Origin of the sequence: Bacillus sp. UMB0728, assembly GCF_002858875.1 — a bacterium.
Taxonomy (GTDB): Bacteria; Bacillota; Bacilli; order Bacillales; family Cytobacillaceae; genus Bacillus_AB; species Bacillus_AB infantis.
On sequence record NZ_PKLA01000001.1, the window covers coordinates 103,582 to 130,412 of the forward strand.

A 26,831-nucleotide genomic window follows, 5' to 3' on the forward strand; every position below is an offset into this window, starting at 1 on the left:
GGGGTACAAACCTTGAAAAAGCGTAAATTTGGTTTGGCGCTGTCACTTGTTCTTGCAGCCGGCACGATTCTTGGTGCTTGCGGAAACAGTGAAGAAAAAGACGATGCAGCTGGTGAAGGCGGCACAGACAAAGAAAAAGCATTCTCTGTTGCAATGGTAACTGATGTCGGCGGTGTTGATGATAAATCATTCAACCAATCTGCCTGGGAAGGTCTTCAGGCATTTGGTGAAGAAAACGGCCTGGAAAAAGGCAAAGGCGGCTTTGACTATCTTCAGTCACAATCAGACGCTGACTACGCAACAAACCTGAACAACCTTGTTCGCCAGGACTTTGATGTTGTGTTCGGTATTGGATTCATGATGCAGGGAGCTGTTGATGAAATCGCTCAGCAGCAGAAAGATGCCCACTTCGCGATCGTTGATGCAGAAGTACAGCAGCCTAACGTTGCAAGCATCCTTTTCAAAGAGCAGGAAGCTTCTTTCCTTGCTGGGATTGCAGCTGGTCTAACAACTAAATCAAACAAAATCGGCTTCATCGGCGGTATTGAAGGAGCAGTTATCGAGCGCTTCGAATCCGGCTTCCTTGCAGGTGTACAGGCGATCAACCCTGAAGCACAAGTAGATGTACAGTACGCTGGCGCATTTGATAAAGCTGAACTTGGCCAGACAATTGCTGCTAAGATGTACTCTTCTGGAGCAGATGTTATTTTCCACGCTGCCGGAGGAACTGGTAACGGACTATTCAAAGAAGCACGCGACCTTAAGCAGAAAGATCCTTCTAAAGAAATCTGGGCAATCGGCGTTGACTCCGACCAGACAGCTGAAGGTGTTGTCGGCGACCATAACGTCATCATCACTTCTGCACTTAAGCGCGTTGACAATGCAGTGAAAGACCTTTCAACAAAAGCTATGGAAGGCAACTTCCCTGGCGGCGAAATCACTACTTACGGTTTAGCTGAAGACGGTGTAGGCCTTGCAGAAATCAATGACGAAGTTTCTGTGAAATCCGACATCGAAGCTGCTGTAACTGAGTGGCAGGATAAAATCAAGAGCGGCGATGTTGTTGTACCTGGTACAAGAGCTGAGCTTGAAAACTTCAAGGCTGAATAATACAAAAAGGGAATAAGGGGGTTGTAAGGCCCACTTATTCCTTTTTAATGCAAATTGCAGGCTGGAACATTAATTGAAGAGCAGAATGATTCTGCCTTTCACTTAGTGTTTTAGATATCTTCTCTGAAATATAGATGTTTAAGAAACCTTGAAAACCGGAATGCAAAGCCGCAGGCCGGAGGAATCGGCACCTGCCGGATTTTTTTACAGCTTCTAAGGTATGACCTCTTACTACTATATTTTCTATTAATTTGTGCGAGGAGTGGAAGAATGGAATACGTTATTGAAATGCTCAATATCCGCAAAGAATTTCCGGGCATCGTCGCAAACGACAATATTACTCTTCAATTGAAGAAGGGTGAGATCCACGCTCTCTTAGGTGAGAACGGGGCAGGAAAATCAACGCTGATGAACGTGCTGTTTGGCCTGTATCAGCCTGAAAAAGGTGAAATCCGCGTCAACGGAAAGCCGGTCAGCATCACTAACCCGAACATAGCCAATGACCTTGGCATCGGCATGGTCCATCAGCACTTCATGCTGGTCGACACGTTTACTGTCACTGAAAATATCATTCTCGGAAAAGAAACAACAACCGCCGGGAGAATCGATATTAAAAAAGCTGAACAGGAAGTAAGGGAAATCTCTGAGCGCTACGGCTTATCCGTAGATCCCCAGGCAAAGATATCCGATATTTCTGTAGGGATGCAGCAGCGTGTTGAAATCCTGAAGACGTTATACAGGGGAGCTGAAATCCTGATTTTTGATGAGCCGACCGCTGTTCTGACTCCGCAGGAAATCGGCGAGCTGATCCAGATTTTCCGGACATTGATCAAAGAAGGCAAATCTATTATCCTGATCACGCACAAGCTGAAAGAGATCATGGAGGTCTGCGACAGGGTTACAGTCATCCGCAAAGGTGTCGGCATCGGAACAGTCAACGTAAGCGAGACAGACCCGAATGCGCTGGCAAGCCTGATGGTCGGACGTGAAGTCACGTTCAAGACAGATAAGAAGGCTGCAGATCCAAAAGAGGTTGCATTTGAAATCAATGGGCTTACGGTTAAAGATTCGAGGGGCGTCCCTGTTGTAAACAATCTCAATTTAAAGATAAAAGCAGGCGAAATTGTCGGAATTGCCGGTGTTGACGGCAATGGACAAACAGAGCTGATCGAAGCGATCACCGGACTGAGAAAAGCAGAGGACGGCACCATCAGCCTGAACGGAAAAAATATCAGAAATCTGTCTCCAAGGAAAATCACTGAAAGCGGGATCGGCCATATTCCTCAGGACAGGCATAAGCACGGACTGGTGCTGGATTTTCCGATTGGCGATAATATCGTGCTGCAGACATACTACAAAAAGCCTTTCTCCAGGTATGGTGTATTAAACTTTAAAGAGATTTACGATAAGGCCCGCAAGCTGATAAAAGAATATGATGTCAGAACGCCGACTGAGTATACAGAGGCAAGGGCATTGTCAGGCGGAAACCAGCAAAAAGCGATCATCGGCCGTGAAATTGACCGCGACCCTGATTTGCTCATCGCTGCCCAGCCGACAAGGGGCCTTGATGTAGGGGCCATTGAATTCATCCATAAGCGCCTGATTGAGCAGCGTGATAACGGCAAAGCCGTTCTGCTTCTTTCTTTCGAGCTGGATGAAATCATGAATGTCAGCGACCGGATTGCCGTTATTTATGAAGGTGAGATTGTAGCGGTCGTAGATCCGGCTGAAACGACAGAGCAGGAACTGGGGCTGCTGATGGCAGGGTCGAAAAGAAAGGAAGCGGGTGAAAAGTCTAATGTCTAGTCGTTTGAAAAATATAATGATTCCTTTAATAGCGGTTCTGCTGGGAGTTATTGTCGGCACCATCATCATGATTGCGACAGGCTATGATGCGGTTGCCGGTTATACAGCATTGTGGAACGGAGCATTTGGCGAAGTGTATTACACTGGTGAGGTCGTCCGCCAGGTAACGCCATATATATTGGCCGGTTTGGCTGTAGCGTTTGCATTCAGGACAGGGCTGTTCAATATAGGTGTCGAAGGGCAGCTGATTGTCGGATGGCTTGCGGCTGTCTGGGTCGGGCTTGCCTTCGATGACCTCCCTAAGTTCATTCATCTTCCGCTTGCTGTACTGGCAGCAGCGGCAGCAGGTGCACTTTGGGCATTCATCCCTGGCTTGCTGAAGGCTAAGTTCAAGGTTCACGAAGTTATCGTGACCATCATGATGAACTATATTGCCTTGCATGTAACAAACTATATTGTTCGTTCAGTATTGACTGACAATGCGGACAGAACTGAAAATATCGCAGAGTCAGCTTCTCTGAGATCACCATTCTTTGAAAGCATCACTGACTATTCAAGGCTTCACTGGGGAATTTTGATTGCACTCGTTTGTGTGTTCATCATGTGGTTCCTGCTGGAGAAGACTTCCAAAGGATATGAACTGAAGGCAGTAGGCTTTAACCAGCATGCATCCCAGTATGCCGGAATGAATGTAAGCTCTAATATTATTTTATCAATGGTCATTTCAGGTGCTTTTGCAGGACTTGCCGGTGCAATGGAAGGTCTGGGCACCTTTGGCTATGCAGCAATCAAAGGCGGGTTCACCGGCGTCGGTTTTGATGGAATCGCAGTTGCGCTCCTAGGGGCAAACGGTCCGATCGGAATCGTGTTTGCCGCTATCCTGTTCGGCGGCCTTAAAGTAGGGGCACTGAATATGCCTCTTGAGGCCGGAGTGCCGAATGAACTGGTAGATATCATCATCGCGCTGATTGTATTCTTTGTAGCAGCCAGCTACATGATTCGCATCGTCATTGATAAGTTTGGCAAGAAGGGGGTGAAATAAGTGGGCTTTATGGAAATTTTGCTGATCATTGTTCCTTCCACGCTATTATGGGCGGCACCGCTTATTTTCACTGCATTGGGCGGAAATTTCTCTGAGCGCTCCGGTGTTGTCAACATCGGACTCGAAGGATTAATGGTTATAGGAGCGTTCACTGCAATCGTATTTAACCTGACATTTGTTGATTCACTGGGAAAAGCAACTCCATGGCTCGCTTTGGTCGCAGCGCTGGTTGTCGGCGGACTGTTCGCCCTCATCCATGCGGTAGCTTCCATCACATTCCGGGCTGATCAGACTGTTTCCGGGGTAGCCATCAACCTGCTGGCAATCGGACTTGCATTATTCCTTGTCAAGTTCATCTATGATAAAGGCCAGACAGATATCATCCAGGTGGGCTTCAGCAAGGTCGATATACCATTATTAAGCGATATACCAATCATAGGGGAAATCCTTTTCTCCAATACCTATTATACATCCTTTGTTGCTATCATCATCGCTTTCATTGCATGGTATGTGATGTTCAAAACGCCATTCGGCCTCCGTCTGAGATCAGTCGGTGAACATCCGATGGCTGCTGATACGATGGGCATCAATGTAACAAGAATGCGTTATATCGGCGTAGTCATCTCAGGTGCGCTTGCAGGTGTCGGCGGCGGAGTTTATGCACAGTCGATTTCTTCTGACTTCGGGCACGCTACCATCAGCGGGCAGGGCTTTATGGCTTTGGCAGCACTGATCTTCGGTAAATGGCATCCGCTTGGAGCAATGGGCGCTGCTTTGTTCTTCGGCTTTGCCCAGAGCTTGAGCATTGTAGGCTCCAGCCTGCCGCTGCTTGAGAACATTCCGAATGTTTATCTGCTGATTGCGCCTTATGTCCTGACCATCCTGGCATTGACAGGCTTCATCGGCCGCGCAGATGCACCGAAGGCACTCGGTACTCCATATATAAAAGGAAAAAGATAATCATACTGAACCCGGTCATGCAGGCCGGGTTTTTCAATTGTTTTGATAGATTGCCATTTAAGGAAAAAATTAACTGAATAGATTGACTCTTGGAAAAACCTGCCTTAAAATTAAATAGTTAATATTCTATCATTTCTGATCGGGGCCGTCATATGCCAAAATCCTTGTTATTCTATGATTATCATACAGATAAGATTGTTTCCTATAGCAGATGGTTCTTTCTCCTTCTGGTCCTCTTCATAAGCCATTCACCAGCTGCTCCATTTCAGGCAGAGAAGACAGCGCTTCCTGCAGTCCTTGCCGTATTTTCCTTCATCTATATTACAGCTGCCCATATATGTACAAGCTTTATGAAAAACGGAAAAGCAAGCAGGCGCCTTGCGGCTGTATGGACTGGCTGCGACCATATTGCTGCAGCTGTCCTGTTTATGATTTCTGGAGACGGGGCTGCCGTCTTTTATCCACTGGCCATCCTGCTTACCGTGACTGCAGCCATCAGGATGCGCACTAAAGGTGCACTGTTTTCAGCATTGTTCTTTTCAGCTTCTATTCTGGCCGGGACAGATTTAGGGCAAGATGCAGAACACCTTCTTCTTCCATTGGGGAGCCTCTGGATAACCGGAATTCTGGCCGGTGGTGCCGCTGTCAGGGAAACGAGGCAAAAGTCTCAGATCGAAAAATTAAAAAGAATGGTGTACACAGATTTCCTAACCGGGCTTGCCAATAGAAGAGCATTCCATGAGCACCTGAACCTTATAGAAAAAACAGCGGAACCCTGCTTCATCCTTTTAGCTGATGTAGATAATTTCAAAGGTATCAACGACTATTACGGCCATCTTGAAGGCGATGAAGTGCTGAAAAAGCTGGGCCGCACTTTCATGAGGGCTGAAAAGCTGAACGGCTGCAGAATTTACCGCTATGGAGGAGAAGAATTTGCCTTCCTTATCCCTGGGAACCGCGAGGAAAAGGTCATCAACATCCTGACGGGCCTTCTGGACAGTGTGGCTCAGGAGGTTATGGCCGGAGGGAAACAGCCTGTCACAATGAGCTTTGGCGCCAGTTTCTTAAGCAGCGGAAATACAAAGCTTGCACTTGAAGAAGCCGATGCCCTGCTTTACCAGGCCAAAACCAGCGGGAAAAGCAGGGCCATTTTCAGCAGCGGCCTTATCATGAAGAATACGCTGCCATCAAAAAAAATCATGAGTGCCAATAGCGGATAAGTATAATCAAAGAGCAGTCTCCATAAAAGGGGCTGCTTTGTTTATCACAAAAATACCCTCTTTGGCATACCTTCCCAGCGCATCAATCATTTGCTATCTCAATTAAGGAAACGTTATAGTTAGAATATGTTTTATTTTTATGGAGAAGATTAAAAAATAACCTGAGCAGCGTCTACATAAGATAAGAAAAGCGCAAGCGCCTTGCTCACCCCCGACAAGCACAAGACGATCCTCCCGGAAAGGCGTTCTTTGCCTTTTTGGGAGGATTGGCTTGTGACCTCGAGGGGGTAGGCGCTGGAGCTAGACAGTAATCAAATTAGAAAAAAATATACTATCTTATCTTTTGGAAAAGCAGGAATTTAGGAGGATGTATATGGCCGTTATGGATGAAATCGTAAAAAAGATGGAAGGGTATGACCTCCATATAGTCAAGACCGGCAAATTCAAAACCAATACACTGATTTGGAAAATGAAAGCTCCTCTTCAAAAAGAAGATGCGACTCTAAGAGCACTTTTCCCGTATGTCCTGCAGAGCAGTTCAAGCAGATTTCCAGCCACAGGGCTTCTCCGCTCGCATCTTGATGATTTATACGGCGCCAGTCTGTATGTGGATTTGGCAAAAAAGGGCGAGTACCATGTTGTTACTTTTTCAATGGATATCGCCAATGAGAAATTTCTTTCGGATCCTGCACCATTGTTAAGGAAGGCTTTTGAATTCCTTGCTGAAATCCTGCTGAAGCCAAATGCGCAGGATGGGAGATTCAATGAGGAAACAGTCAGACAGGAAAAAAGGACGCAAAAGCAGCGGATTCAATCTGTGTTTGATGATAAAATGAGATATTCCAATTTCAGGCTTGTTGAAGAAATGTGCAAAGGGGAGCCTTATGCCCTCCATGTAAACGGAGAAATGGACGAAGTCGACAGCATCACCCCTGAAAAGCTTTATCAATATTATGAACGGGCATTTGCAGAAGATCAGCTCGATTTTTATGTGATCGGTGACGTTGATCCTGGCGAAGTTGAAGCGATGGCAGGGGAGTATCTCAAGTTCTCTCCGAGAGAGCCTAAGCAGCTTCCGCGCGGTTCTTCCGCTGAAGCTGGGGATGTAAATGAAGTCAAAGAAATCCAGGATGTAAAACAAGGGAAGCTCAACATAGGCTACCGGACCAATATCCTCTATGGAGATAAAGATTACTACGCCCTCCAGGTTTTCAACGGCATTTTCGGCGGCTTTTCACATTCGAAGCTGTTTATCAATGTCAGGGAAAAAGCAAGCCTTGCCTATTACGTCGCCAGCAGGCTTGAAAGTCATAAAGGATTGATGATGGTCATGTCCGGCATCGATAATAAAAACTATGACCAGGCAGTCGGCATAATAAAAGACCAGATGGAAGCCATGGTAAACGGCGACTTTACGGAAGAAGAAATGGCACAGACAAAGGCAGTGATCAAGAATCAGCTGCTTGAAACGATCGACACTGCCAGGGGGATGACAGAGATCCTTTATCATAACGTAGTTGCCGGCCAGGAAATTTCCCTTGACCTGTGGATGGATGAGATGGACAAAGCCACGAAAGAAGATATTGTCGCCGCAGCAAAAAAAATCAGCATGGATACCGTATATTTCTTAACAGGAACGGAGGCGGGCGAATAAATGGAAACGATCGTTTTTGACCAATTGAAAGAAAAATTATATTACGAAAAAATGGCCAATGGCCTTGATGTCTATATACTGCCAAAGCAGGGCTTTAACAAAACTTATGCCACCTTTACAACCAAATACGGCTCAGTGGACAATCACTTTGTCCCGCTTGGACAGGAGGAGTTTGTGAAGGTTCCTGATGGCATCGCCCACTTCCTTGAGCATAAATTGTTTGAAAAAGAGGACGGCGACGTTTTCCAGCAGTTCAGCAAACAGGGCGCTTCTGCCAATGCTTTTACCTCTTTCACAAGGACAGCATATCTGTTTTCCAGCACCTCAGACGTTGAACGGAACCTGGAGACACTGATTGACTTTGTCCAGGATCCTTATTTTACGGAAAAGACCGTAGAAAAGGAGAAAGGCATCATCGGGCAGGAAATCACCATGTATGATGACAATCCGGACTGGCGCCTTTATTTCGGCCTCATCCAGAATATGTATCAGAATCATCCTGTAAAAATTGATATTGCCGGAACAGTGGAATCAATCTCCCATATTACCAAGGATCTATTGTATGAATGCTATAACACCTTCTACCACCCGAGCAATATGCTGCTGTTTGTTACCGGTCCGGTTGATCCTGAAGCGATTATGGGGCAGATCAGGAGCAACCAGGAGAAAAAGGAATATAGTGACCAGCCGGCAATCGAACGCAGGTTTGAGCAGGAAATGACCGGTGTTGTGGAGAAGAAGCAGGTTCTGAAGATGAATGTGCAAAGCTCTAAATGCTTATTGGGCGTCAAAGCGCTTAATGTGAAGCAGGAAGGCGCTGAAATGCTGAAGAATGAGCTGACGCTGAATGTTATGCTGGATATCCTGTTCGGCAAAAGCTCCAAAAATTACGAAACGCTGTACAGGGAAGGGCTTATTGATGAAACCTTCTCGTATGATTATACACAAGAGCAGGGATTCGGCTTTGCGATGCTTGGAGGGGACACAAGCGATCCGGATCAGCTTGCCGGCACATTGAGGAGCATGCTGCTTGAAGCAAAGACTGGCGATGTATTCAGCCAGGAAGCGCTGGACAGAACGAAAAAGAAAAAAATCGGAGCATTCCTCCGTTCCGTCAATTCGCCCGAATATATCGCCAACCAGTTCACCCGTTATGCTTTCAATGAAATGGACCTGTTCGAAGTGGTGCCTGAAATCGAGAAAATCAGTTTAGAACAGCTGAAAGAGACAGCAAATGTTTTTCTGTCCGAGGACAGATTTACTGTCTGCCAGGTTGTTCCCAAATAAAAAGGAAAGCGCCGGTTTCCGGCGCTTTCTGTCATTGTGGAAAAGGGAGCGGAACAGAAAATGAAGAAATTTACGTTGGTGACCGGTGCGAGCGGAGGCATAGGAAGGGCAATTGCCCTCAAGCTTGCTGAAGAGGGGCACTCGCTTTACCTGCATTATAACAGGAACATAGAGGCCATAGAGAAGCTGCTGGGAGAGCTTGCACAATTCGAAGGGGAATATATCCCGGTCCAGGGTGATCTGGCAGGTCCTCTCGGCTATAAGAAAATCGCCGGCAGCATCTTTTCCCTGGATGCGATTATCCATAATTCCGGGGCAGGCTTTTATGGATTACTGGAAGATACAGACGACCAGATTCTCGAACAGCTGATGCGGGTGCATGTGCTGTCTCCTTATGCGCTTACCAGGGAGCTGCTGCCCAAATTGATCCAAAAGCGCCAGGGCAGCATAATCATGGTTTCGTCCATCTGGGGCCAGGCAGGTGCCGCCTGTGAAACAGCCTATTCAGCAGCAAAAGGTGCGCAGATCGCGTTTGTGAAAGCCTTGAGCAAGGAGGTCGCCCTAAATGGGGTGAGAGTGAATGCGATAGCCCCTGGTGCTGTAAAAACACCGATGATGGAATCATTCAGTGAATCAGAAATAATGGAGATAGAGGAAGAAATACCGATGGGGCGGATGGCAGCACCAGAAGAGGTTGCGAATGCAGCAGCTTTCCTGCTTTCTGAAGGGTCTTCCTATATCACTGGCCAGGTGCTGGGAATCAATGGCGGCTGGTACACGTAAAATTACAGACAGATGCATATTTTGCCCCTCCTGTAAGCAAAATAACTTTGTACTATACTACAAGGAGGTACGAACAATGTCTGTATTGGATAACTGGAATCATTGGAAGGATTTCTTGGGAGACCGTCTTCACCATGCCCAGAATGAAGGCATGAACAAAGATGTAGTCAATGACCTTGCTTATCAGATTGGCGACTATCTTGCAAAACAGGTTGATCCGCAAAATGATCAGGAAAAGGTGTTGGCTGATCTATGGTCAGTGGCAAGCCAGGAAGAGCAGCATGCCATTGCCAATATGATGGTCAAGCTTGTTCAGAACGACGGAACACAGCAGCAATAGAACTTTCCATACAGGTTCATTCCAAAGAGAGGCCAACCCTCTCTTTTTTTCTTTGCAGTCAATGAAAAAATTGAGGAATGATTCGAAAGACATTGGTTTTTTCTTTCATCTTCAGGGAAAATCATTTATTATAGAAGCTAGACAAAATTATGCAGGAAAATGTCGGATTTGGCACGATCTGGGAGGTTTACCTATGGAAAAAACGGAATGGTACCTGGAATATGAAATTCAAAAAAACCGGCCTGGGCTGCTTGGTGACATTTCTTCGCTCCTTGGAATGCTTTCCATTAATATCGTCACCATCAATGGAGTGGATGAAGGGCGAAGGGGATTGCTGATCCTTGCAAAAGATCATGAACAAATCCAAAGACTAGAGTCTATTTTACATACAATGGACACAATAAAGGTAATAAAGCTCAGGGAACCGAAGCTGAGGGACAGGCTGGCGGTACGCCATGGCCGATACATACAGAGGGACGCAGACGATAAGAAAACGTTCCGTTTCGTCCGGGATGAGCTGGGGCTGCTCGTCGATTTCCTGGCAGAGCTGTTCAAGCAGGAAGGACATAAGCTGATTGGCATCAGGGGCATGCCCCGCGTCGGCAAAACAGAATCGATCGTGGCATCAAGTGTCTGCGCCAACAAGAGATGGCTGTTTATGTCATCGACATTGCTTAAGCAGACGATCCGGAATCAGCTGATTCAGGATGAATACAACGAAAATAATCTGTTTATCATTGATGGGATCGTTTCAACCAGAAGGGCAAATGAAAGGCATTGGCAGCTGGTGAGGGAGATCATGCGCCTTCCGGCAGTCAAGGTCGTTGAGCATCCGGATATTTTTGTGCAGAATACAGAATATTCGATGGAGGATTTTGATTATATTATTGAACTGCGCCATGATCACAATGAAGAGATCAAGTATGATGTGGTTGAGAATAATGATATGTTCTCCGGGACTGATTTTGGAGGATTTGATTTTTAGTAAGGTGGAAGGTGTTTGTATTGACAGAACTAGGCAATCATTTAAAAGAGGCGAGGATCGAAAGAGGCATGAGCCTTGATGATCTTCAGACAGCGACAAAGATTCAGAAGCGCTATCTCGTAGGCATTGAAGAAGGAAACTACAGCATGATGCCGGGCAAATTCTATGTCCGGGCATTCATCAAGCAATATGCCGAGGCTGTCGGCATAGACCCGGAAGAACTTTTTGAGCAGTATAAGGATGACATCCCTGTCACCGCTGCAAGTGATGACATACCGGAAAAGCTATCAAGGGTTCAGACCAGGAAAAATATTTCAGGCAGCAGCTCCAAGCTGGCGGACCTGCTCCCGAAAATACTGATTGGCGTCTTTGTTGTCGGCGTTATTGCGCTTCTCTATTATTTCATCGTTATGGCAAACAACGGGAAAGATGAGGGTGAGCCGGCCGATAATGGCAATACGCAGGGTGTTGAGTATGGCCAGTCGGATGATCTTGCAAAAGAAGAGCCTAAGGAAGAGGAAGGCCAGGAAGAAGGCGGCGGTGCTGCTGAGGAAGAAGAGCCGGCTGAAGAAGAAAAGCCGGAACCGCCTGCACAGGAAGTCGCTGTCGTCGAGTCAGCTGGCAATGATACCGTATATGAAGTGAAAAATGCTGATCAATTCGTGCTGAAAGTGGTCAGCACGGGCGAAACCTGGGTGAGCATCAAGAATGGCAAAGGCTATTCTTTCTTCGAGGGAATGCTTTTAAAAGGTTCTGCCGAAAGCCAGACAATTGATTTGTCGAAAGAGCCTGAGGCTGTACTCGTAGTAGGAAACACCTCCCAGACTGAATTGTATATCAATGACCAGAAGCTGGAATATGCTATTCCTTCTTCCCAGAGTGTAAAGCAGGATATTACCATCCGCTACACAAAAACGACAGAATAGCCATCCGTGTGATGGCTATTTTTTCTCCCGGCGGCCAAAGAAAGAAGGTTCAGCCCGATAAAAAAGTGAAAAAATTGCTATATTTATTTTTTTGCTGTAAAACTATAGAGTAAGACTTTTCTGGGGGCATGGATGTTTTCTCCGCCTTTAGCGCAAGTCTGCCGAAACTACATAGCTTTTTGGAGGTACATAATGAACTTGCCTAATAAAATTACCGTATCAAGGATCTTCTTGATTCCGCTTTTTTTAATTGTGATGCTTGTTCCCTTCTCATGGGGGGAGGCAGCCTTTTTAGGAGCTGAAATGCCTGTCACGCATCTTGTCGGGGCCTTGATTTTCATCATTGCTTCTGCGACAGACTGGGTTGATGGCTATTACGCAAGGAAGCTGAACATGGTCACCAATCTCGGAAAGTTCCTTGATCCGCTCGCAGATAAGCTGCTTGTATCAGCAGCCTTGATTGTCCTGGTCGACCTTGAACTGGCAGCTTCCTGGATTGTCATTGTGATTATCAGCCGTGAGTTCGCGGTTACAGGCCTAAGGCTTGTCCTTGCAGGCGAAGGGGAAGTTGTGGCAGCCAATATGCTTGGCAAGGTGAAAACATGGGCGCAGATCGTCGCCATTTCGGCACTCTTGCTGCATAACATCATCTTTGAATTGATTTCTGTGCCATTCGATGACATTGCGCTTTGGGTGGCGATGATCTTTACAATCTGGTCAGGCTGGGATTATTTTTATAAAAATAGAGCAGCTTTCATCAATTCCAAGTAATAGGCAAGTGATGTAAGATGAGGCGTCAACAGGAGGGGACAAAGGAAATGAATGCAGAAATCATTGCGGTGGGTTCAGAGCTTTTGCTAGGACAAATCAACAATACAAACGCCAGATTCCTCTCCAGGCAGCTGGCGGATATCGGCATCAATGTGTTTTACCATACGGTTGTTGGAGACAATCCTTCCAGGCTCAAAGCGGCGATCGGGATAGCCGAGGAGCGCTCTGACCTGGTCATCTTCACAGGGGGCCTCGGCCCGACCAAGGATGATCTGACAAAAGAGGCCATTGCAGAGCATCTGGGCGCCGAGCTTGTCCACAATGAAGAGGCGCTCCGCCAAATCGAGCTTTATTTCGAAAGGACCGGCCGGGTGATGACAGAGAACAACCGGAAGCAGGCGATTGTACTTAAAGGCTCTGAAGTGCTTCCGAATGACCATGGCATGGCACCTGGAATGGTATATACAAAAGGTACTAAAACGTATATGCTCCTTCCCGGCCCTCCAAAGGAAATGGAGCCGATGTTCCTCGCATACGGCCACCCCGCACTGCTTGCCAGGATGGATTCTCAGGACAAAATCCTCTCCAGGGTGCTCCGGTTCTTCGGGATCGGGGAAGCTATGCTTGAGACAGAAATCGAGGACCTGATTGACAGCCAGTCCAATCCAACGATAGCGCCCCTCGCTGCAGACGGGGAAGTGACCCTGAGGCTGACAGCCAAGCATCAAAGCCTTGACGCGGCACTGCGGCTGATAGAAGAGGCAGAAGAGAAGATACTCAGCAGGACAGGTGAATTCTTCTATGGGTATGATGAAACCTCCTTAATGAATGAGCTGACAAAGCGTCTGAAGGAAAAAGGGCTGACGATCGGCTGTGCGGAAAGTCTGACAGGCGGGATGTTCCAGCAGGAATTCACTTCCATACCTGGAGCGGGAAGCCTTCTTAAGGGCGGAGTTGTCTGCTATACGAACGAAGTGAAGGAAAAAGTCCTGAAGGTAAAAAAGGAAACAATTGAAAAAGATGGCGTTGTCAGCAAAGCCTGTGCCGCAGAACTGGCTGAAAATGCTGCTTCCCTGACAGGCGCCGACATTGGGATCAGCTTTACCGGGGTTGCCGGACCGGATGAGCTTGAAGGCAAACCTGTCGGCACGGTCTACATCGGGATAGCCATCAAAGGCAGGCCGGTACATGTGGAGAAGCTGAACCTGGGCGGATCGCGTGCAGCCAACCGATCACGATCAGTGAAGTACGGCTGCCATTTCTTAATGAAAGAGCTGGAAGAGATATAAAGGAAACGGGCCGTTGGACTATGGCCTGTTTTCTATTTTTCTGGCATAAAGATCTACTTTGGACGGTCCTGTTCATATTCAATTAAAGCAACATTAAGAAAAGCAGTTTAAGAGCAAGTTTTTTCTTCTCTCCCATCCATAAAAGAGCGGAGGACCATCCCGGATCTTTATGAGGGAATCCGTGACAGGTTGAAAATAAGCGGAGAAATTCCCCAATTTTCATAAACACTCTAAAACAGATCAAAGAGACGGAGAATGTCCGGCTAAAAAACAGGAAAATGGCCAACTTCAATCTGCTTAACCGGAAATTTTCCGCTTATTTACACCCAGCCGGGCCATATTCAGCAGTAAATTTGAGAAACTCCGTTTATTTTATGGCTTGCCGGCCACTCAAATAAAGGATAAGACTGCCTGTTATTAAAACCATTCCTTTACGATCTCCCCGCTAGTCAGATAACTGATCTGGCAATTTGGCAAACTGCGAAACTCCGTAACTTCCCTTTCAATATTCAGAAAGCTTTCCGTTTTGCCGTTTCAGTATTAAAGGAGGCGGCTGAAAAGAGTTTTCTCTTGAGGGAATCGGGGTATTTACCCATCAATATCCCTCTCAAAAAAAACGAATGAATGTTCGACTTTTTGCTCGACAAACAAGCGGAAAAAGTATATAGTAAAGATAGGTTCTTTGAGATAGATTTTGTAATATGCAATGCATATTTTTCTTTATATATAAAGGAGGAAATCACTAGTGAGTGAACGTCAAGCTGCATTAGATATGGCTTTAAAGCAAATAGAAAAACAATTTGGTAAAGGTTCGATCATGAAGCTTGGAGAGCAGACAGACCGCAAAATTTCAACTTCTCCGAGCGGCTCCCTGGCGCTGGATGTTGCGCTTGGTGTCGGAGGCTACCCTAAGGGGCGCATAGTCGAAATCTATGGTCCGGAAAGCTCAGGTAAAACGACTGTTGCCCTTCATGCGATTGCTGAGGTGCAGGCAAATGGCGGACAAGCTGCCTTTATCGATGCTGAGCATGCCCTTGATCCTGTATATGCCCAAAAGCTGGGCGTAAACATTGATGAATTGCTGCTTTCCCAGCCTGATACCGGGGAACAGGCGCTAGAAATTGCTGAAGCCCTTGTGCGAAGCGGTGCCATTGATATCCTTGTCATCGACTCAGTAGCGGCACTTGTACCGAAAGCAGAGATTGAAGGAGAAATGGGTGACTCCCATGTCGGTCTCCAGGCCCGCCTTATGTCCCAGGCCCTTCGTAAATTATCTGGTGCGATCAATAAATCAAGGACGCTCGCCATCTTTATCAACCAGATCCGTGAAAAAGTCGGAGTCATGTTCGGAAATCCTGAAACCACTCCAGGCGGCCGTGCTCTTAAGTTCTACTCTTCCGTACGTCTGGAAGTGCGCCGTGCTGAAACGTTAAAGCAGGGCAATGAAATGGTCGGAAACAAGACAAAAATCAAGGTCGTCAAAAACAAGGTTGCTCCTCCATTCCGTGTCGCAGAAGTTGACATCATGTACGGGGAAGGCATTTCAAAAGAAGGCGAAATCATTGATATGGGCTCTGAACTGGATATTGTCCAGAAGAGCGGCTCCTGGTATTCATACAATGAAGAGAGACTGGGCCAAGGGCGTGAGAATGCGAAACAGTTCCTTAAGGAGAACCCTGATTTAAGGCTGACTATCCAAAAGCAGATCCGCGACCACTATGGTCTTGATGAGGAGAAGTTATTAGATGAAAACCAGGATCAGGATCAGGAGCATTTCGAACTGATTGACTGATCACTTGAGGCAAAGCCACAGGCTTTGCCTTTTGCTTTTATGGAGGTTAGAATGAAACAAAGGGCAGCTCATTTGGCATGGAATACGTCAAATGGGGGATACATCCGGCGCAGTTGCCAGACTTGTCCGAAATATTAAAAAAAGCCGCAAGGACAAACCCTTGACAATAAAAATCCACAGCTTTACAATTATATTGTATATTTTACATTTTTATGAGTATTTGAAAACGTTTAAAGCCTTAGTGCTGTATGTTGATCCTAAACAATGTACATGCCGACACTTTAGAAACGTAACACAAAAAAGTTCATAGCAAGAGGAGGTGAAATGATGGATATTTTATTAGTCATCTCCATTTTGCTTGCCCTAGTCGTCGGTGCAGTTGTTGGCTATTTTATTCGCAAATCGATTGCCGAAGCAAAAATTGCAGGAGCTAAGAACGCTGCTGAGCAAATCCTTGAGGATGCAAGGCGTGAAGCTGATGCTTCAAAGAAGGAAGCCCTGCTGGAAGCAAAAGATGAAATTCACAAGCTTCGGACTGAAGCTGAACAAGAAGTTCGTGATCGAAGAAATGAGCTGCAAAAACAAGAAAATCGTTTACTGCAAAAAGAGGAGAATCTTGACCGGAAAGATGAATCGCTTGATAAGCGTGAATCAATCCTGGAGAAAAGAGACGATTCTCTTAACAAAAAACAACAGCATATTGAAGAGATGGAAAGCAAAGTGGACGAGATGGTACGAGCACAGCAATCTGAGCTGGAACGCATCTCAGGCTTAACTCGTGAAGAGGCAAAATCCATCATTTTAGATCGGGTCGAGCAGGAAGTTGCTCACGATATTGCCATAATGGTGAAGGAAACGGAAAACCGCGCGAAGGAAGAGGCAGACAAGAAGGCGAAGGAAGTATTGTCATTGGCCATTCAGCGCTGCGCTGCAGACCATGTTGCAGAAACGACCGTATCAGTGGTCAATCTGCCTAACGATGAAATGAAGGGACGTATCATCGGCCGTGAAGGACGGAATATACGTACACTTGAAACGCTTACCGGAATTGATCTTATCATCGATGATACTCCGGAAGCAGTCATTTTATCCGGGTTTGATCCAATCCGCCGTGAGACAGCAAGGCTTGCTCTCGAAAAATTAGTTCAGGATGGACGCATTCACCCGGCGAGGATTGAGGAAATGGTGGATAAAGCGCGCCGCGAAGTGGACGAGCATATCCGTGAAATCGGTGAGCAGACGACCTTTGAGGTCGGCGTACACGGACTTCACCCGGACCTTATCAAAATTCTCGGCCGCCTGAAGTTCCGTACCAGCTACGGACAGAATGTGCTGAAACACTCAATGGAAGTTGCCCAGCTTTCAGGGCTGCTGGCTGCTGAGCTTGGCGAAGATGAAACGCTTGCCCGCCGCGCCGGCCTGCTTCATGATATCGGTAAAGCAATCGACCATGAAGTAGAAGGAAGCCATGTTGAAATCGGTGTTGAGCTTGCGACTAAGTACAAAGAGCATCCGGTTGTCATCAACAGCATTGCTTCCCACCATGGCGATACTGAGCCTACATCCATTATCGCTGTACTTGTTGCTGCAGCAGATGCTTTATCAGCAGCAAGGCCTGGAGCGAGAAGGGAAACGCTTGAAAATTATATCCGCCGTCTGGAAAAACTGGAGGAGATTTCCGAATCCTATGATGGGGTCGAGAAATCATTTGCCATCCAGGCCGGAAGGGAAATCAGGATCATGGTTAAGCCAGATCAGATTGATGACCTTGAGTCACACAGGCTCGCAAGGGATATACGCAAAAAGATTGAAGAAGAGCTTGATTATCCAGGACATATCAAGGTTACGGTCATCCGTGAAACGAGAGCCGTTGAATACGCAAAATAAAGCAGTGCTTCGGCGCTGCTTTATTTTTTTGGCATTACAATACGAATGGGAATCCTCCTTTTTGTGTTACAATGATAAAAGTGAAGAAATTGAAGTTAGAAAGGGTTTGCTGAATGAATATTTTGTTTGTTGGAGATGTAGTTGGTTCTCCCGGGCGTGATATGGTAAAAGAATATCTGCCCAAACTGAAAGATAAGTACCGTCCACAGGTGACCATTATTAATGGTGAAAATGCTGCAGGCGGAAAAGGAATTACTGAAAAGATTTACCGGGGGTTTTTGGAAGCAGGCGCGCAGGCGGTGACCCTTGGCAATCATACATGGGATAACAGAGAGATTTTTGAGTTTATTGAGAGTGCGAAATATCTGATCAGGCCTGCGAACTTCCCGGATAATAACCCTGGCAAAGGCATTGTCTATTTAAAGGTGAACAATGATGAAGTGGCTGTTATTAACCTTCAGGGCAGGACCTTTTTGCAGCCGTCCGACTGTCCGTTTAAAAAAGCGGATGAGCTCATCGAGGAAGCCCGGCAGCGCACTCCCTTCATCTTTGTCGATTTTCATGCGGAAGCGACAAGCGAAAAGCAGGCCATGGGCTGGTATCTTGATGGAAAGGCATCTGCTGTCGTTGGTACGCACACACATGTCCAGACGGCAGATAACCGGATCCTTCCTGACGGGACTGCCTTCATAACTGATGTAGGCATGACCGGCCCTTATGACGGAATCCTGGGCGTTGAGAAGGAAGCCGTATTGAAAAGGTTCATGACAAACCTTCCTGTCCGTTTTGAGGTGCCGAAGGAAGGCAGGGACCAGCTTAGCGCTGTATCGGTCGAACTGGACCGGAAAACAGGGCTTGCCAGGAAAATAGAAAGAATTCTGATCAACGAAGATCATCCTTTTTTCAGCTGAATAACAGGGGCTGCCTTTCCATGGGCAGTCTCTTTTTGTTTATGTGAACCCGTAAAGTACGGAATTTTCCAATATTTTGTCCAAGCTGGAATATGTTTTTTATCCTCTGAATATAGTAGCAATGGAATGATATACCTGATGTGCCCGGGGCATTAATCCCGAGGGCATGCAGGAGGGGATAAACAAGGAGGAGCTAGGAATGGAAATATTAAAAGTTTCAGCAAAGTCTAATCCTAATTCTGTAGCTGGTGCGCTTGCTGGTGTTCTGCGTGAAAGAGGCGGCGCAGAGATCCAGGCAATTGGTGCGGGTGCATTGAACCAAGCGGTTAAAGCAGTAGCGATCGCCCGAGGATTCGTAGCGCCTAGCGGAGTGGATTTGATCTGCATTCCTGCTTTCACCGATATTAAGATTGACGGTGAAGAGCGGACAGCGATCAAGCTGATTGTTGAGCCAAGATAACAAAAGGGAAAAGTAGAGGCATACAAAATATAGCGGCCCTTTGCTTTGGGCAATAAATAGCCGGCAGTACATCATTTTTGCCTGTTTGCTTAAAAAGAGCAAACAGGCTTTTTTCCATTCATGCATGTGCTGCTCCATTTTTATTTTATGATCAGTGCAGTCTGAATAAAGGAATTGGAATAGCATCCATCGAATATAGTTGCTATCCAGATATATTGAAAGGGGAGGAAAACATGAACATTTTTGATTCTCACTGCGACGTCCTTTATAAAATGTTTATTGATCCTTCAATTGATTTCAGGAGCAGCAGCCGGCTGCATATTGATTACGAGAAGCTTGTAAAAGCAGGCTCCAAGGTTCAATGCTTTGCCGTCTATGTCCCGGAATCGGTCCATCCGAACATGAAGTTTCATGCTGCGCTGTATATGATTGAGCTTTTTTACGATAGGGTGCTGAAGCCGTTCCCGAAGATGAAGCACATCAGGGATAGAGGGCAGGCATACCAGCTGAAGGAGGACGAAATCGGCGCAGTCCTGACTCTTGAAGGGTGCGACTGCATCGGAGATGACCTTCTTAAGCTGAAAACCCTGATAAGGCTTGGCGTATCTTCTGTCGGGCTCACCTGGAATTACAGCAATTATGCAGCAGACGGCGCCCTTGAGGAAAGGGGGGCAGGACTATCTTCATTTGGAAAAAAAGCGGTCGGGATCCTGAATGAAAAGCAGTGCTTATGCGATGTATCCCACCTCTCTGAGAAAGGGTTCTGGGATGTGATGGAGCTGGCAGAATTACCTTTTGCCTCCCATTCCAACTGCCATGCCCTCTGCCCTGTGCCAAGGAATTTGAACGACAATCAGCTGAAGGCGCTGATTGAGCGGGACAGCGTCATCGGACTGACATTTGTTCCGGAATTTTTGACAGGAACCAAAGAATCCGCGATTTCTGACATCCTTAAGCATGTAGAACATCTCTGTTCCCTGGGAGGAGAAGACCATACCGGTTTTGGATCAGATTTTGACGGCATTGATGATACAGTAAAAGGGCTGTCTTCTTTCCAATATTATGGGAACCTAGTAAACGAACTTCAAAAACATTATTCTGAGATACAAGTAGAAAAATTCCTTTTTCGCAATATGGAAAAAAGGCTGCCTCCTGCCTGAAGAAACGAGATTGGCGGATGAAGGACTTCCTTTAAGAAAACCTTTCGCTCAGGGGCTCAGGACAGGACTGTGCAAGCCATTCCTACAAGGGATTTATTCTTTGGAAAGGGTTGCTTTTTTCGGGGGTTCGGTCTAGAATTGAAATCGTTTAGTACCCTTTTGCACCTTTTTTGAAGCTGTTTTCCATTGTTTGATAGGCTGCAGGGGTTAATTAATAGAACATACAATTATACATATATAGAACAATCCGAAGGGGTGTAATGAATGTTAAAGCAGCTTTCTTGGAAAGTAGGCGGACAGCAGGGGGAAGGAATTGAGAGTACAGGGGAAATCTTCTCTATAGCTCTTAACCGCCTCGGCTATTATTTATATGGGTACCGGCATTTTTCTTCGAGGATCAAAGGAGGGCATACGAATAATAAGATCCGGGTCAGCACGTCCCAGATCCGCTCCATTTCCGATGATCTTGATATTTTAGTAGCTTTTGACCAGGAAACGATTGATGTGAACTATAAAGAGCTTCATGATAAAGGCGTTATCATTGCCGATGCGAAATTTGATCCGAAGAAGCCAGAGGATACGAATGCATCGCTGTTTGCTGTACCTTTTACCGAGCTTGCCACTGAGCTGGGGACTTCTTTGATGAAAAATATGGTCGCTGTCGGCGCGACCTGTGCCATTCTTAACCTGGATATCAAAGTTTTTGAGGAAGTTGTCCAGGAGATTTTCGGCAGAAAAGGGCAGCAGGTTGTCGATAAAAATATGGAAGCCATCAAAGCCGGATTTGACCGGATGAAGGAACTGGCTGGCGAAGGCGCAGAACTTATGGAGCTTGAAAAAGCTGATGGGAAAAAGCGCATGTTCATGATCGGGAATGACGCCATCGCACTTGGTGCTCTTGCCGGCGGCTGCCGCTTCATGGCGGCCTATCCGATTACTCCTGCATCCGAGATCATGGAGTACCTGATCAAGAAGCTTCCACCGCTTGGCGGGAGCGTTATCCAGACAGAAGATGAAATTGCGGCTGTTACCATGGCGATCGGCGCCAACTATGGCGGTATCCGTGCAATGACTGCTTCAGCAGGACCCGGGCTTTCATTGAAGATGGAAGCGATCGGTCTTTCCGGCATTACCGAAACGCCGCTTGTGATTGTAGACACACAGCGCGGAGGACCTTCTACAGGACTGCCTACAAAGCAGGAGCAGTCTGACCTGATGGCGATGATCTATGGAACCCACGGGGAAATCCCTAAGATCGTGTTTGCGCCAAGCACGGTCCAGGAAGCTTTCTATGATGCAGCAGAAGCTTTCAATCTGGCAGAAGAATACCAGTGCCCTGTCATCATGCTTTCTGACCTGCAGCTGTCTCTCGGCAAACAGACAGTCGAACCGCTGGACTTCAGCAAAGTTGAAATCCGCAGGGGCAAGCTAGTGGATGAAGAGCTGCCTGAAATCGAAAACAAAGGTTATTTCAAGCGCTATGAAGTGACAGAAGACGGGGTATCCCCGCGCGTGGTGCCAGGCATGAAGAACGGCATCCACCACGTAACCGGCGTAGAACATGACGAAACTGGAAAGCCTTCTGAATCCGCAGCAAACCGCAGAGATCAGATGAACAAGCGTTTCCGGAAAGTCGAAAATATTAAATTCAGCAATCCGATCCATAAAAATGCGCCGCATGAGGAAGCAGACCTCCTGATTGTCGGCTTCAACTCCACAAGGGGAGCGATAGAAGAGGCTATGGGCCGCCTTGAAAAGGATGGCCTGAAGGTTAATCATGCTCACATCCGCCTGATTCACCCGTTCCCGGCAGAAGAGCTCAGACCTCTGATGGAGTCTGCCAAAAAGGTGGCTGTGATTGAAAACAATGCAACAGGCCAGCTGGCAAACATCATCAAAATGAATGTCGGCCAGCATCAAAAAATCAATAAAATCCTGAAATATGACGGGAATCCATTCCTGCCTAATGAAATCCATACCACTTGCAAGGAGCTGTTCTAAATGGCCACATTTAAAGATTTTCGCAATAACGTCAAGCCAAACTGGTGCCCTGGATGCGGAGACTTCTCTGTCCAGGCCGCCATCCAGCGGGCAGCTGCCAATGTAGGGCTCGAGCCGGACAGCCTTGCAGTCGTCTCAGGCATTGGATGTTCCGGCAGGATTTCCGGCTATATCAACTCATATGGATTCCACGGCATCCACGGGCGCGCACTCCCGATTGCCCAAGGCCTTAAAATGGCAAACCGCGATCTGACAGTCATCGCTTCCGGCGGTGACGGTGACGGCTTTGCGATCGGGATGGGGCATACCGTCCATTCCATCCGCCGTAATGTCGATATTACCTATATTGTAATGGACAATCAGATTTACGGACTGACAAAAGGGCAGACTTCACCAAGGTCTGCTGCCGGATTCAAAACAAAGTCCACGCCGCACGGCTCTGTCGAGCAAGCCATTTCACCGATGGAAATGGCGCTGACAGCGGGGGCAACGTTTGTGGCCCAAAGCTTTTCAACTGACCTGAAGGACCTGACAGCGCTGATCGAAGCAGGCATCAAGCATAAAGGCTTCTCGCTCATCAACGTTTTCAGCCCGTGCGTGACTTATAATAAAGTGAATACGTACGACTGGTTCAAAGAAAACCTGACAAAGCTCGCCGATGTGGAAGGCTATGACTCTTCAGACCGCTCCATGGCCATGCAGACGCTGATGAAGCATGACGGACTTGTGACAGGCTTGATCTACCAGGATACAGAGCGCAAATCCTATCAGGAAATGCTCCCTGGCTATTCCGAAACACCGCTTGCCCATGCAGACCTGAAGCTCGATGAAGAGCATTTCGGCAAACTGACTGCAGAATTTATGTGAGTTGAAAAAACGCTGGGCCGCCCCGCGGAAAGCGAAGCTCCTGGAACGGAAAACAACAGACTTCATGTGAAAGGCAGGGGCCCTGCAAAGAAAATAGTTCAGATAATATGGAGCCAACAGCCTGAACCACACACGTTTTGTAATGGAAATAGCATGGAAATTAATAAACCAAAATAGCCTGGGATATCCCGGGCTATTTTGAATAGGTAGTTCTTATGCCCCATCGCTGGATAATTGAACTGCCGAGTTATTTTTAGTAAAACCAGGTTCTCTGCTGATGGAGAAAAATAGAGGGAGAAATTCCCCTAATATGAAAAATAGCACTGAAACCCCCTTAAATAGAGGGAGAGATTCCTCTTATTGGACTTGGAAGTATGAAAATAGAGGGCTTTTCTTTTAATAGAGGGAAAAACTCCCCTTATTTTACTCAAAAACCCGCTCTAATCTGCGATTTGAAGTAAAATCTCCCCTTATTTTCTATCCCTGGTTACTCACTCTTCAGCTTTCCATCTGCTGTATCTGCTAAGAGCAAGTATGCACTCAAAGCGGTCTCATATGCCATTTTCAGTGATTCTCCACGGAAAGTGAATTACTTGCCTGCAAAGCCCATGCCTTTTTATCCATCCATCCCATCCCCAGCTGCCAAAGTACCAATAGAGTCAGTATCCTTACAGGATTTCTATTGTTTTCAGCGTTTTAAACCCTTATACTATTATAATGTGTACAACATTTTAACTGCGCTTACATGATAGAAATGAAAATAGCGATTAGCGTTTGGATAGACAGAAGAAAGGGGTACTTTCTATGAACGAAAAACAGCGGATGGAAGGCCAGCTGGCGGCTGCTGCCAATCCTTCGGACAAAAAATCCGAAAAGGACTACAGCCGATACTTTGAAACCGTATATGCGCCTCCTTCCTTGAAAGATGCAAAAAAACGCGGGAAAGAAGAGGTCCGCTATCATAAAGATTTCAATATTCCGGCTGAATTCCAAGGCATGGGGAATAACCGCAAATTCTATATCAGAACATTCGGCTGCCAGATGAACGAGCATGATACCGAAGTCATGGCCGGCATCTTCCTCAGTCTCGGATATGAGCCGACTGATACTGTCGAGGATGCAAATGTCATTCTCCTGAACACTTGTGCAATCCGTGAAAATGCGGAAAACAAAGTATTCGGCGAGCTCGGCCATTTGAAGCACCTGAAGAAAGAACGCCCTGACCTGCTGCTCGGCGTATGCGGCTGCATGTCCCAGGAAGAATCTGTCGTGAATAAAATCCTCAAGACATATGACCAGGTGGATATGATCTTTGGCACGCATAATATCCACAGACTTCCGAACATTCTGCAGGAAGCTTATATGTCTAAAGAGATGGTCGTTGAAGTGTGGTCCAAAGAGGGAGATGTCATTGAAAATCTTCCTAAAGTCCGCAAAGGCAATATCAAGGCCTGGGTCAACATCATGTACGGCTGCGATAAATTCTGCACCTACTGCATTGTTCCTTACACAAGGGGCAAGGAGCGGAGCCGCCGTCCTGAAGAAATCATCCAGGAGGTGCGCCAGCTTGCCGCCCAGGGGTATCAGGAAATTACCCTTCTTGGCCAGAATGTCAATGCGTACGGCAAGGACTTTACAGACCTTCAGTACGGGCTTGGCGATCTGATGGATGAAATCAGAAAGATTGATATTCCGAGAATCCGCTTCACTACAAGCCATCCGCGTGATTTTGATGATCATTTGATTGAAGTGCTTGCCAAAGGCGGCAACCTTCTTGAACATATCCACCTTCCAGTCCAGTCAGGCTCAACAGATGTCCTGAAAATCATGGCAAGGAAATATACACGCGAACAGTATTTGGAGCTGGTAAGGAAAATCAGGGCCGCCATTCCGAATGCCACTTTTACAACGGATATTATTGTCGGCTATCCGAATGAGACGGATGAGCAGTTTGAGGAAACTCTCTCCCTCTATAAGGAAGTCGGATACGAGTCTGCCTATACTTTCATCTACTCTCCGCGTGAAGGCACACCAGCGGCCAAGATGAAGGATAATGTGCCGATGGAGGTCAAGAAAGAGCGCCTTCAGCGCCTGAATGCCCTCGTTAATGAAATGTCGGCAGAAGCGATGAAGAAATATCACGGCCAGACTGTTGAAGTCCTGGTTGAAGGCGAAAGCAAAAACAATCCTGAAGTTCTGGCAGGGTATACAAGAAAGAATAAGCTTGTTAACTTTAAAGGGCCAAAGTCAGCGATTGGAAAGATTGTTTCTGTTAAAATAACAGATGCAAAAACATGGTCATTAAATGGAGAAATGGTTGAAGAGCTTCAACCAGCTGAGGTGAAATAATGGGAAAATATACTAAAGACGATATTATCGCACGTGCAAGGGAGCTTGCACAAATCATAGCAGAAACAGAAGAAGTGGACTTCTTCAAAAGAGCGGAAGCTCAGATCCACAGCAATGAAAAGGTCCGCACTGCGATCACCAGCATTAAAGGACTGCAGAAGCAGGCAGTCAATCTGCAGCATTTTGGCAAAGAAGAAGCTTTAAAAAAGACCGAAGCCAAAATCGAGGAGCTTGAGCGCCAGCTTGATGAGATTCCGGTTGTCCAGGAATTCAAGCAATCCCAGGTGGAAGTGAATGAGCTTCTTCAGCTTGTTGCGAACACCATCAGCAATAAAGTCACAGATGAAATCCTCGTTTCAACAGGAGGCAATATCCTGAGCGGTGAAACAGGAGCAGAACTGCAAAACAAAAACAGCTGCCAGCATTAATGCTCAGATCCCTGCATCCCTTTTGGGTGCAGGGGTCTTTTTTTTGCCTATTTTCATTCGAATGGCATCAGTCTCCCTAAGCCGGTGCTCCCCGGTCCGTTTCCATGGCACCAAACCATGGGTATCCGCATAGAATACCGTATATCGCACCCTACAAGAAGCTTTGCATGCACCCTTAAAATTGTAATCACACTAGTCTAATATCCCGCATAGGATGAATTGAAAATGAATGAGGAGGGTTCGCTCGCAATGGGAGAATACAGAGAGATAATTACAAAAGCCGTCGTAGCGAAGGGACGCAAATTCACCCAGTCCAATCATACGATATGCCCGGCACACCACCCGTCAAGCATCCTTGGCTGTTGGATCATCAACCACAAGTATGAGGCGAAAAAGGTCGGCAAGACAGTTGAAATCTGCGGCTATTATGACATTAACGTTTGGTATTCCTATAACGATAACACAAAGACGGAAGTCGTTACTGAACGGGTTGAATATAAAGATGTCATCAAACTTAAATACCGTGATCATGACTGCTTAGATGATCAGGATGTCATTGCCAAAGTACTGCAGCAGCCGAATTGTGTTGAAGCAGTCATTTCCCCGAACGGAAACAAAATCATCGTCCACGTGGAAAGGGAATTCCTTGTGGAAGTAATCGGAGAGACGAAAGTCTGTGTAGCTGTGTACCACGGCGAATGCGATTGCGATGATGACGAAGTATGGGGTCTCGATGTCGAGGATGAGGAATTTGAGGATTTGAATCCCCACTTCCTGGTCGGAACAGAAGAGGAATAATCGTA

At 46.6% G+C, this 26,831-nt stretch carries 23 protein-coding genes; all 23 read left to right on the top strand.

Annotated features, from left to right (window positions below; all coding sequences use genetic code 11):
• Nucleotides 1–12 precede the first annotated feature (12 nt).
• The 23 genes from CYJ37_RS00525 (at nucleotide 13) to CYJ37_RS00635 (ending at nucleotide 26,826) form a co-directional block, all read left to right on the top strand.
• Nucleotides 13–1,110, top strand: a complete 1,098-nt coding sequence (locus CYJ37_RS00525) for a BMP family lipoprotein (RefSeq protein ID WP_009791682.1) — start codon at nucleotides 13–15, stop codon at nucleotides 1,108–1,110.
• Between the two features lie 270 nt (nucleotides 1,111–1,380).
• Nucleotides 1,381–2,916 (top strand): ABC transporter ATP-binding protein, encoded by a 1,536-nt coding sequence (locus CYJ37_RS00530; RefSeq protein ID WP_094767421.1) that lies wholly within the window; start codon nucleotides 1,381–1,383, stop codon nucleotides 2,914–2,916.
• Nucleotides 2,909–3,958, top strand: coding sequence for an ABC transporter permease (locus CYJ37_RS00535; protein WP_094767420.1), 1,050 nt, complete (start codon nucleotides 2,909–2,911; stop codon nucleotides 3,956–3,958). Before CYJ37_RS00530 ends, CYJ37_RS00535 begins: the two co-directional genes overlap by 8 nt.
• A complete protein-coding gene (locus CYJ37_RS00540) occupies nucleotides 3,959–4,918 on the top strand; it encodes an ABC transporter permease (RefSeq protein ID WP_101547510.1) in 960 nt (319 codons plus the stop codon). It abuts the gene before it with no gap.
• Nucleotides 4,919–5,070: 152 nt separating this feature from the next.
• Nucleotides 5,071–6,138, top strand: coding sequence for a GGDEF domain-containing protein (locus CYJ37_RS00545; protein WP_101547511.1), 1,068 nt, complete (start codon nucleotides 5,071–5,073; stop codon nucleotides 6,136–6,138).
• A 373-nt stretch (nucleotides 6,139–6,511) separates the two neighbouring features.
• Nucleotides 6,512–7,792 (top strand): EF-P 5-aminopentanol modification-associated protein YfmF, encoded by a 1,281-nt coding sequence (gene yfmF / locus CYJ37_RS00550; RefSeq protein ID WP_101547512.1) that lies wholly within the window; start codon nucleotides 6,512–6,514, stop codon nucleotides 7,790–7,792.
• Nucleotides 7,793–9,079 (top strand): EF-P 5-aminopentanol modification-associated protein YfmH, encoded by a 1,287-nt coding sequence (yfmH, locus tag CYJ37_RS00555; protein WP_101547513.1) that lies wholly within the window; start codon nucleotides 7,793–7,795, stop codon nucleotides 9,077–9,079.
• A gap of 60 nt (nucleotides 9,080–9,139) precedes the next feature.
• Nucleotides 9,140–9,862 carry an elongation factor P 5-aminopentanone reductase gene (ymfI, locus tag CYJ37_RS00560; protein ID WP_101547514.1) on the top strand — a complete coding sequence of 241 codons (723 nt, stop codon included), beginning with the start codon at nucleotides 9,140–9,142 and terminating at the stop codon, nucleotides 9,860–9,862.
• A 76-nt stretch (nucleotides 9,863–9,938) separates the two neighbouring features.
• The gene (locus CYJ37_RS00565; RefSeq protein WP_094767417.1) at nucleotides 9,939–10,202 is read left to right on the top strand and encodes a DUF3243 domain-containing protein; all 264 of its coding nucleotides are present in this window, start codon (nucleotides 9,939–9,941) and stop codon (nucleotides 10,200–10,202) included.
• Nucleotides 10,203–10,395: 193 nt separating this feature from the next.
• Complete coding sequence (locus tag CYJ37_RS00570) at nucleotides 10,396–11,187, top strand: YmfK family protein (RefSeq protein WP_022543732.1); 792 nt, start codon at nucleotides 10,396–10,398, stop codon at nucleotides 11,185–11,187.
• Between the two features lie 20 nt (nucleotides 11,188–11,207).
• On the top strand, nucleotides 11,208–12,113 hold the full coding sequence (locus CYJ37_RS00575) for a helix-turn-helix domain-containing protein (RefSeq protein ID WP_101547515.1): 906 nt from the start codon (nucleotides 11,208–11,210) through the stop codon (nucleotides 12,111–12,113).
• A 192-nt stretch (nucleotides 12,114–12,305) separates the two neighbouring features.
• Nucleotides 12,306–12,884, top strand: a complete 579-nt coding sequence (pgsA, locus tag CYJ37_RS00580) for a CDP-diacylglycerol--glycerol-3-phosphate 3-phosphatidyltransferase (protein WP_009791529.1) — start codon at nucleotides 12,306–12,308, stop codon at nucleotides 12,882–12,884.
• A 47-nt stretch (nucleotides 12,885–12,931) separates the two neighbouring features.
• Nucleotides 12,932–14,173, top strand: a complete 1,242-nt coding sequence (locus CYJ37_RS00585; RefSeq protein ID WP_101547516.1) for a competence/damage-inducible protein A — start codon at nucleotides 12,932–12,934, stop codon at nucleotides 14,171–14,173.
• Nucleotides 14,174–14,918: 745 nt separating this feature from the next.
• The gene (gene recA / locus CYJ37_RS00590) at nucleotides 14,919–15,965 is read left to right on the top strand and encodes a recombinase RecA (RefSeq protein ID WP_022543735.1); all 1,047 of its coding nucleotides are present in this window, start codon (nucleotides 14,919–14,921) and stop codon (nucleotides 15,963–15,965) included.
• Nucleotides 15,966–16,289: 324 nt separating this feature from the next.
• Nucleotides 16,290–17,852 carry a ribonuclease Y gene (rny, locus tag CYJ37_RS00595; RefSeq protein WP_009791524.1) on the top strand — a complete coding sequence of 521 codons (1,563 nt, stop codon included), beginning with the start codon at nucleotides 16,290–16,292 and terminating at the stop codon, nucleotides 17,850–17,852.
• A gap of 113 nt (nucleotides 17,853–17,965) precedes the next feature.
• Complete coding sequence (locus CYJ37_RS00600) at nucleotides 17,966–18,763, top strand: TIGR00282 family metallophosphoesterase (RefSeq protein ID WP_009791523.1); 798 nt, start codon at nucleotides 17,966–17,968, stop codon at nucleotides 18,761–18,763.
• A 199-nt stretch (nucleotides 18,764–18,962) separates the two neighbouring features.
• Nucleotides 18,963–19,223, top strand: a complete 261-nt coding sequence (gene spoVS, locus CYJ37_RS00605; RefSeq protein WP_009791522.1) for a stage V sporulation protein SpoVS — start codon at nucleotides 18,963–18,965, stop codon at nucleotides 19,221–19,223.
• A 233-nt stretch (nucleotides 19,224–19,456) separates the two neighbouring features.
• A complete protein-coding gene (locus CYJ37_RS00610) occupies nucleotides 19,457–20,383 on the top strand; it encodes a dipeptidase (RefSeq protein ID WP_101547517.1) in 927 nt (308 codons plus the stop codon).
• A gap of 264 nt (nucleotides 20,384–20,647) precedes the next feature.
• Entirely contained in the window at nucleotides 20,648–22,384 is a 1,737-nt protein-coding gene (locus CYJ37_RS00615) for a 2-oxoacid:acceptor oxidoreductase subunit alpha (protein WP_101547518.1), read from the top strand.
• Nucleotides 22,385–23,251, top strand: a complete 867-nt coding sequence (locus CYJ37_RS00620; protein ID WP_009791518.1) for a 2-oxoacid:ferredoxin oxidoreductase subunit beta — start codon at nucleotides 22,385–22,387, stop codon at nucleotides 23,249–23,251.
• 804 nt (nucleotides 23,252–24,055) lie between these two features.
• Nucleotides 24,056–25,600 carry a tRNA (N6-isopentenyl adenosine(37)-C2)-methylthiotransferase MiaB gene (miaB, locus tag CYJ37_RS00625; RefSeq protein WP_009791517.1) on the top strand — a complete coding sequence of 515 codons (1,545 nt, stop codon included), beginning with the start codon at nucleotides 24,056–24,058 and terminating at the stop codon, nucleotides 25,598–25,600.
• Nucleotides 25,600–26,028, top strand: coding sequence for a RicAFT regulatory complex protein RicA family protein (locus CYJ37_RS00630; RefSeq protein WP_009791516.1), 429 nt, complete (start codon nucleotides 25,600–25,602; stop codon nucleotides 26,026–26,028). The genes miaB and CYJ37_RS00630 overlap by 1 nt, the downstream gene beginning before the upstream one ends.
• 249 nt (nucleotides 26,029–26,277) lie before the next feature.
• The gene (locus tag CYJ37_RS00635) at nucleotides 26,278–26,826 is read left to right on the top strand and encodes an outer spore coat protein CotE (RefSeq protein WP_009791515.1); all 549 of its coding nucleotides are present in this window, start codon (nucleotides 26,278–26,280) and stop codon (nucleotides 26,824–26,826) included.
• The last annotated feature ends 5 nt before the right edge of the window (nucleotides 26,827–26,831 follow it).

Bases quoted from the DNA above. Each gene is read 5' to 3' on its own strand.
- CYJ37_RS00610 (WP_101547517.1), top strand. From the start codon at position 19,457: ATGAACATTTTTGATTCTCACTGCGACGTCCTTTATAAAATGTTTATT.
- ymfI (WP_101547514.1), top strand. From the start codon at position 9,140: ATGAAGAAATTTACGTTGGTGACCGGTGCGAGCGGAGGCATAGGAAGG.
- CYJ37_RS00545 (WP_101547511.1), top strand. From the start codon at position 5,071: ATGCCAAAATCCTTGTTATTCTATGATTATCATACAGATAAGATTGTT.
- CYJ37_RS00565 (WP_094767417.1), top strand. From the start codon at position 9,939: ATGTCTGTATTGGATAACTGGAATCATTGGAAGGATTTCTTGGGAGAC.
- CYJ37_RS00630 (WP_009791516.1), top strand. From the start codon at position 25,600: ATGGGAAAATATACTAAAGACGATATTATCGCACGTGCAAGGGAGCTT.
- CYJ37_RS00635 (WP_009791515.1), top strand. From the start codon at position 26,278: ATGGGAGAATACAGAGAGATAATTACAAAAGCCGTCGTAGCGAAGGGA.
- spoVS (WP_009791522.1), top strand. From the start codon at position 18,963: ATGGAAATATTAAAAGTTTCAGCAAAGTCTAATCCTAATTCTGTAGCT.
- miaB (WP_009791517.1), top strand. From the start codon at position 24,056: ATGAACGAAAAACAGCGGATGGAAGGCCAGCTGGCGGCTGCTGCCAAT.
- CYJ37_RS00530 (WP_094767421.1), top strand. From the start codon at position 1,381: ATGGAATACGTTATTGAAATGCTCAATATCCGCAAAGAATTTCCGGGC.
- rny (WP_009791524.1), top strand. From the start codon at position 16,290: ATGATGGATATTTTATTAGTCATCTCCATTTTGCTTGCCCTAGTCGTC.
- CYJ37_RS00585 (WP_101547516.1), top strand. From the start codon at position 12,932: ATGAATGCAGAAATCATTGCGGTGGGTTCAGAGCTTTTGCTAGGACAA.
- yfmF (WP_101547512.1), top strand. From the start codon at position 6,512: ATGGCCGTTATGGATGAAATCGTAAAAAAGATGGAAGGGTATGACCTC.
- CYJ37_RS00570 (WP_022543732.1), top strand. From the start codon at position 10,396: ATGGAAAAAACGGAATGGTACCTGGAATATGAAATTCAAAAAAACCGG.
- CYJ37_RS00600 (WP_009791523.1), top strand. From the start codon at position 17,966: ATGAATATTTTGTTTGTTGGAGATGTAGTTGGTTCTCCCGGGCGTGAT.
- yfmH (WP_101547513.1), top strand. From the start codon at position 7,793: ATGGAAACGATCGTTTTTGACCAATTGAAAGAAAAATTATATTACGAA.
- pgsA (WP_009791529.1), top strand. From the start codon at position 12,306: ATGAACTTGCCTAATAAAATTACCGTATCAAGGATCTTCTTGATTCCG.
- CYJ37_RS00535 (WP_094767420.1), top strand. From the start codon at position 2,909: ATGTCTAGTCGTTTGAAAAATATAATGATTCCTTTAATAGCGGTTCTG.
- CYJ37_RS00615 (WP_101547518.1), top strand. From the start codon at position 20,648: ATGTTAAAGCAGCTTTCTTGGAAAGTAGGCGGACAGCAGGGGGAAGGA.
- CYJ37_RS00620 (WP_009791518.1), top strand. From the start codon at position 22,385: ATGGCCACATTTAAAGATTTTCGCAATAACGTCAAGCCAAACTGGTGC.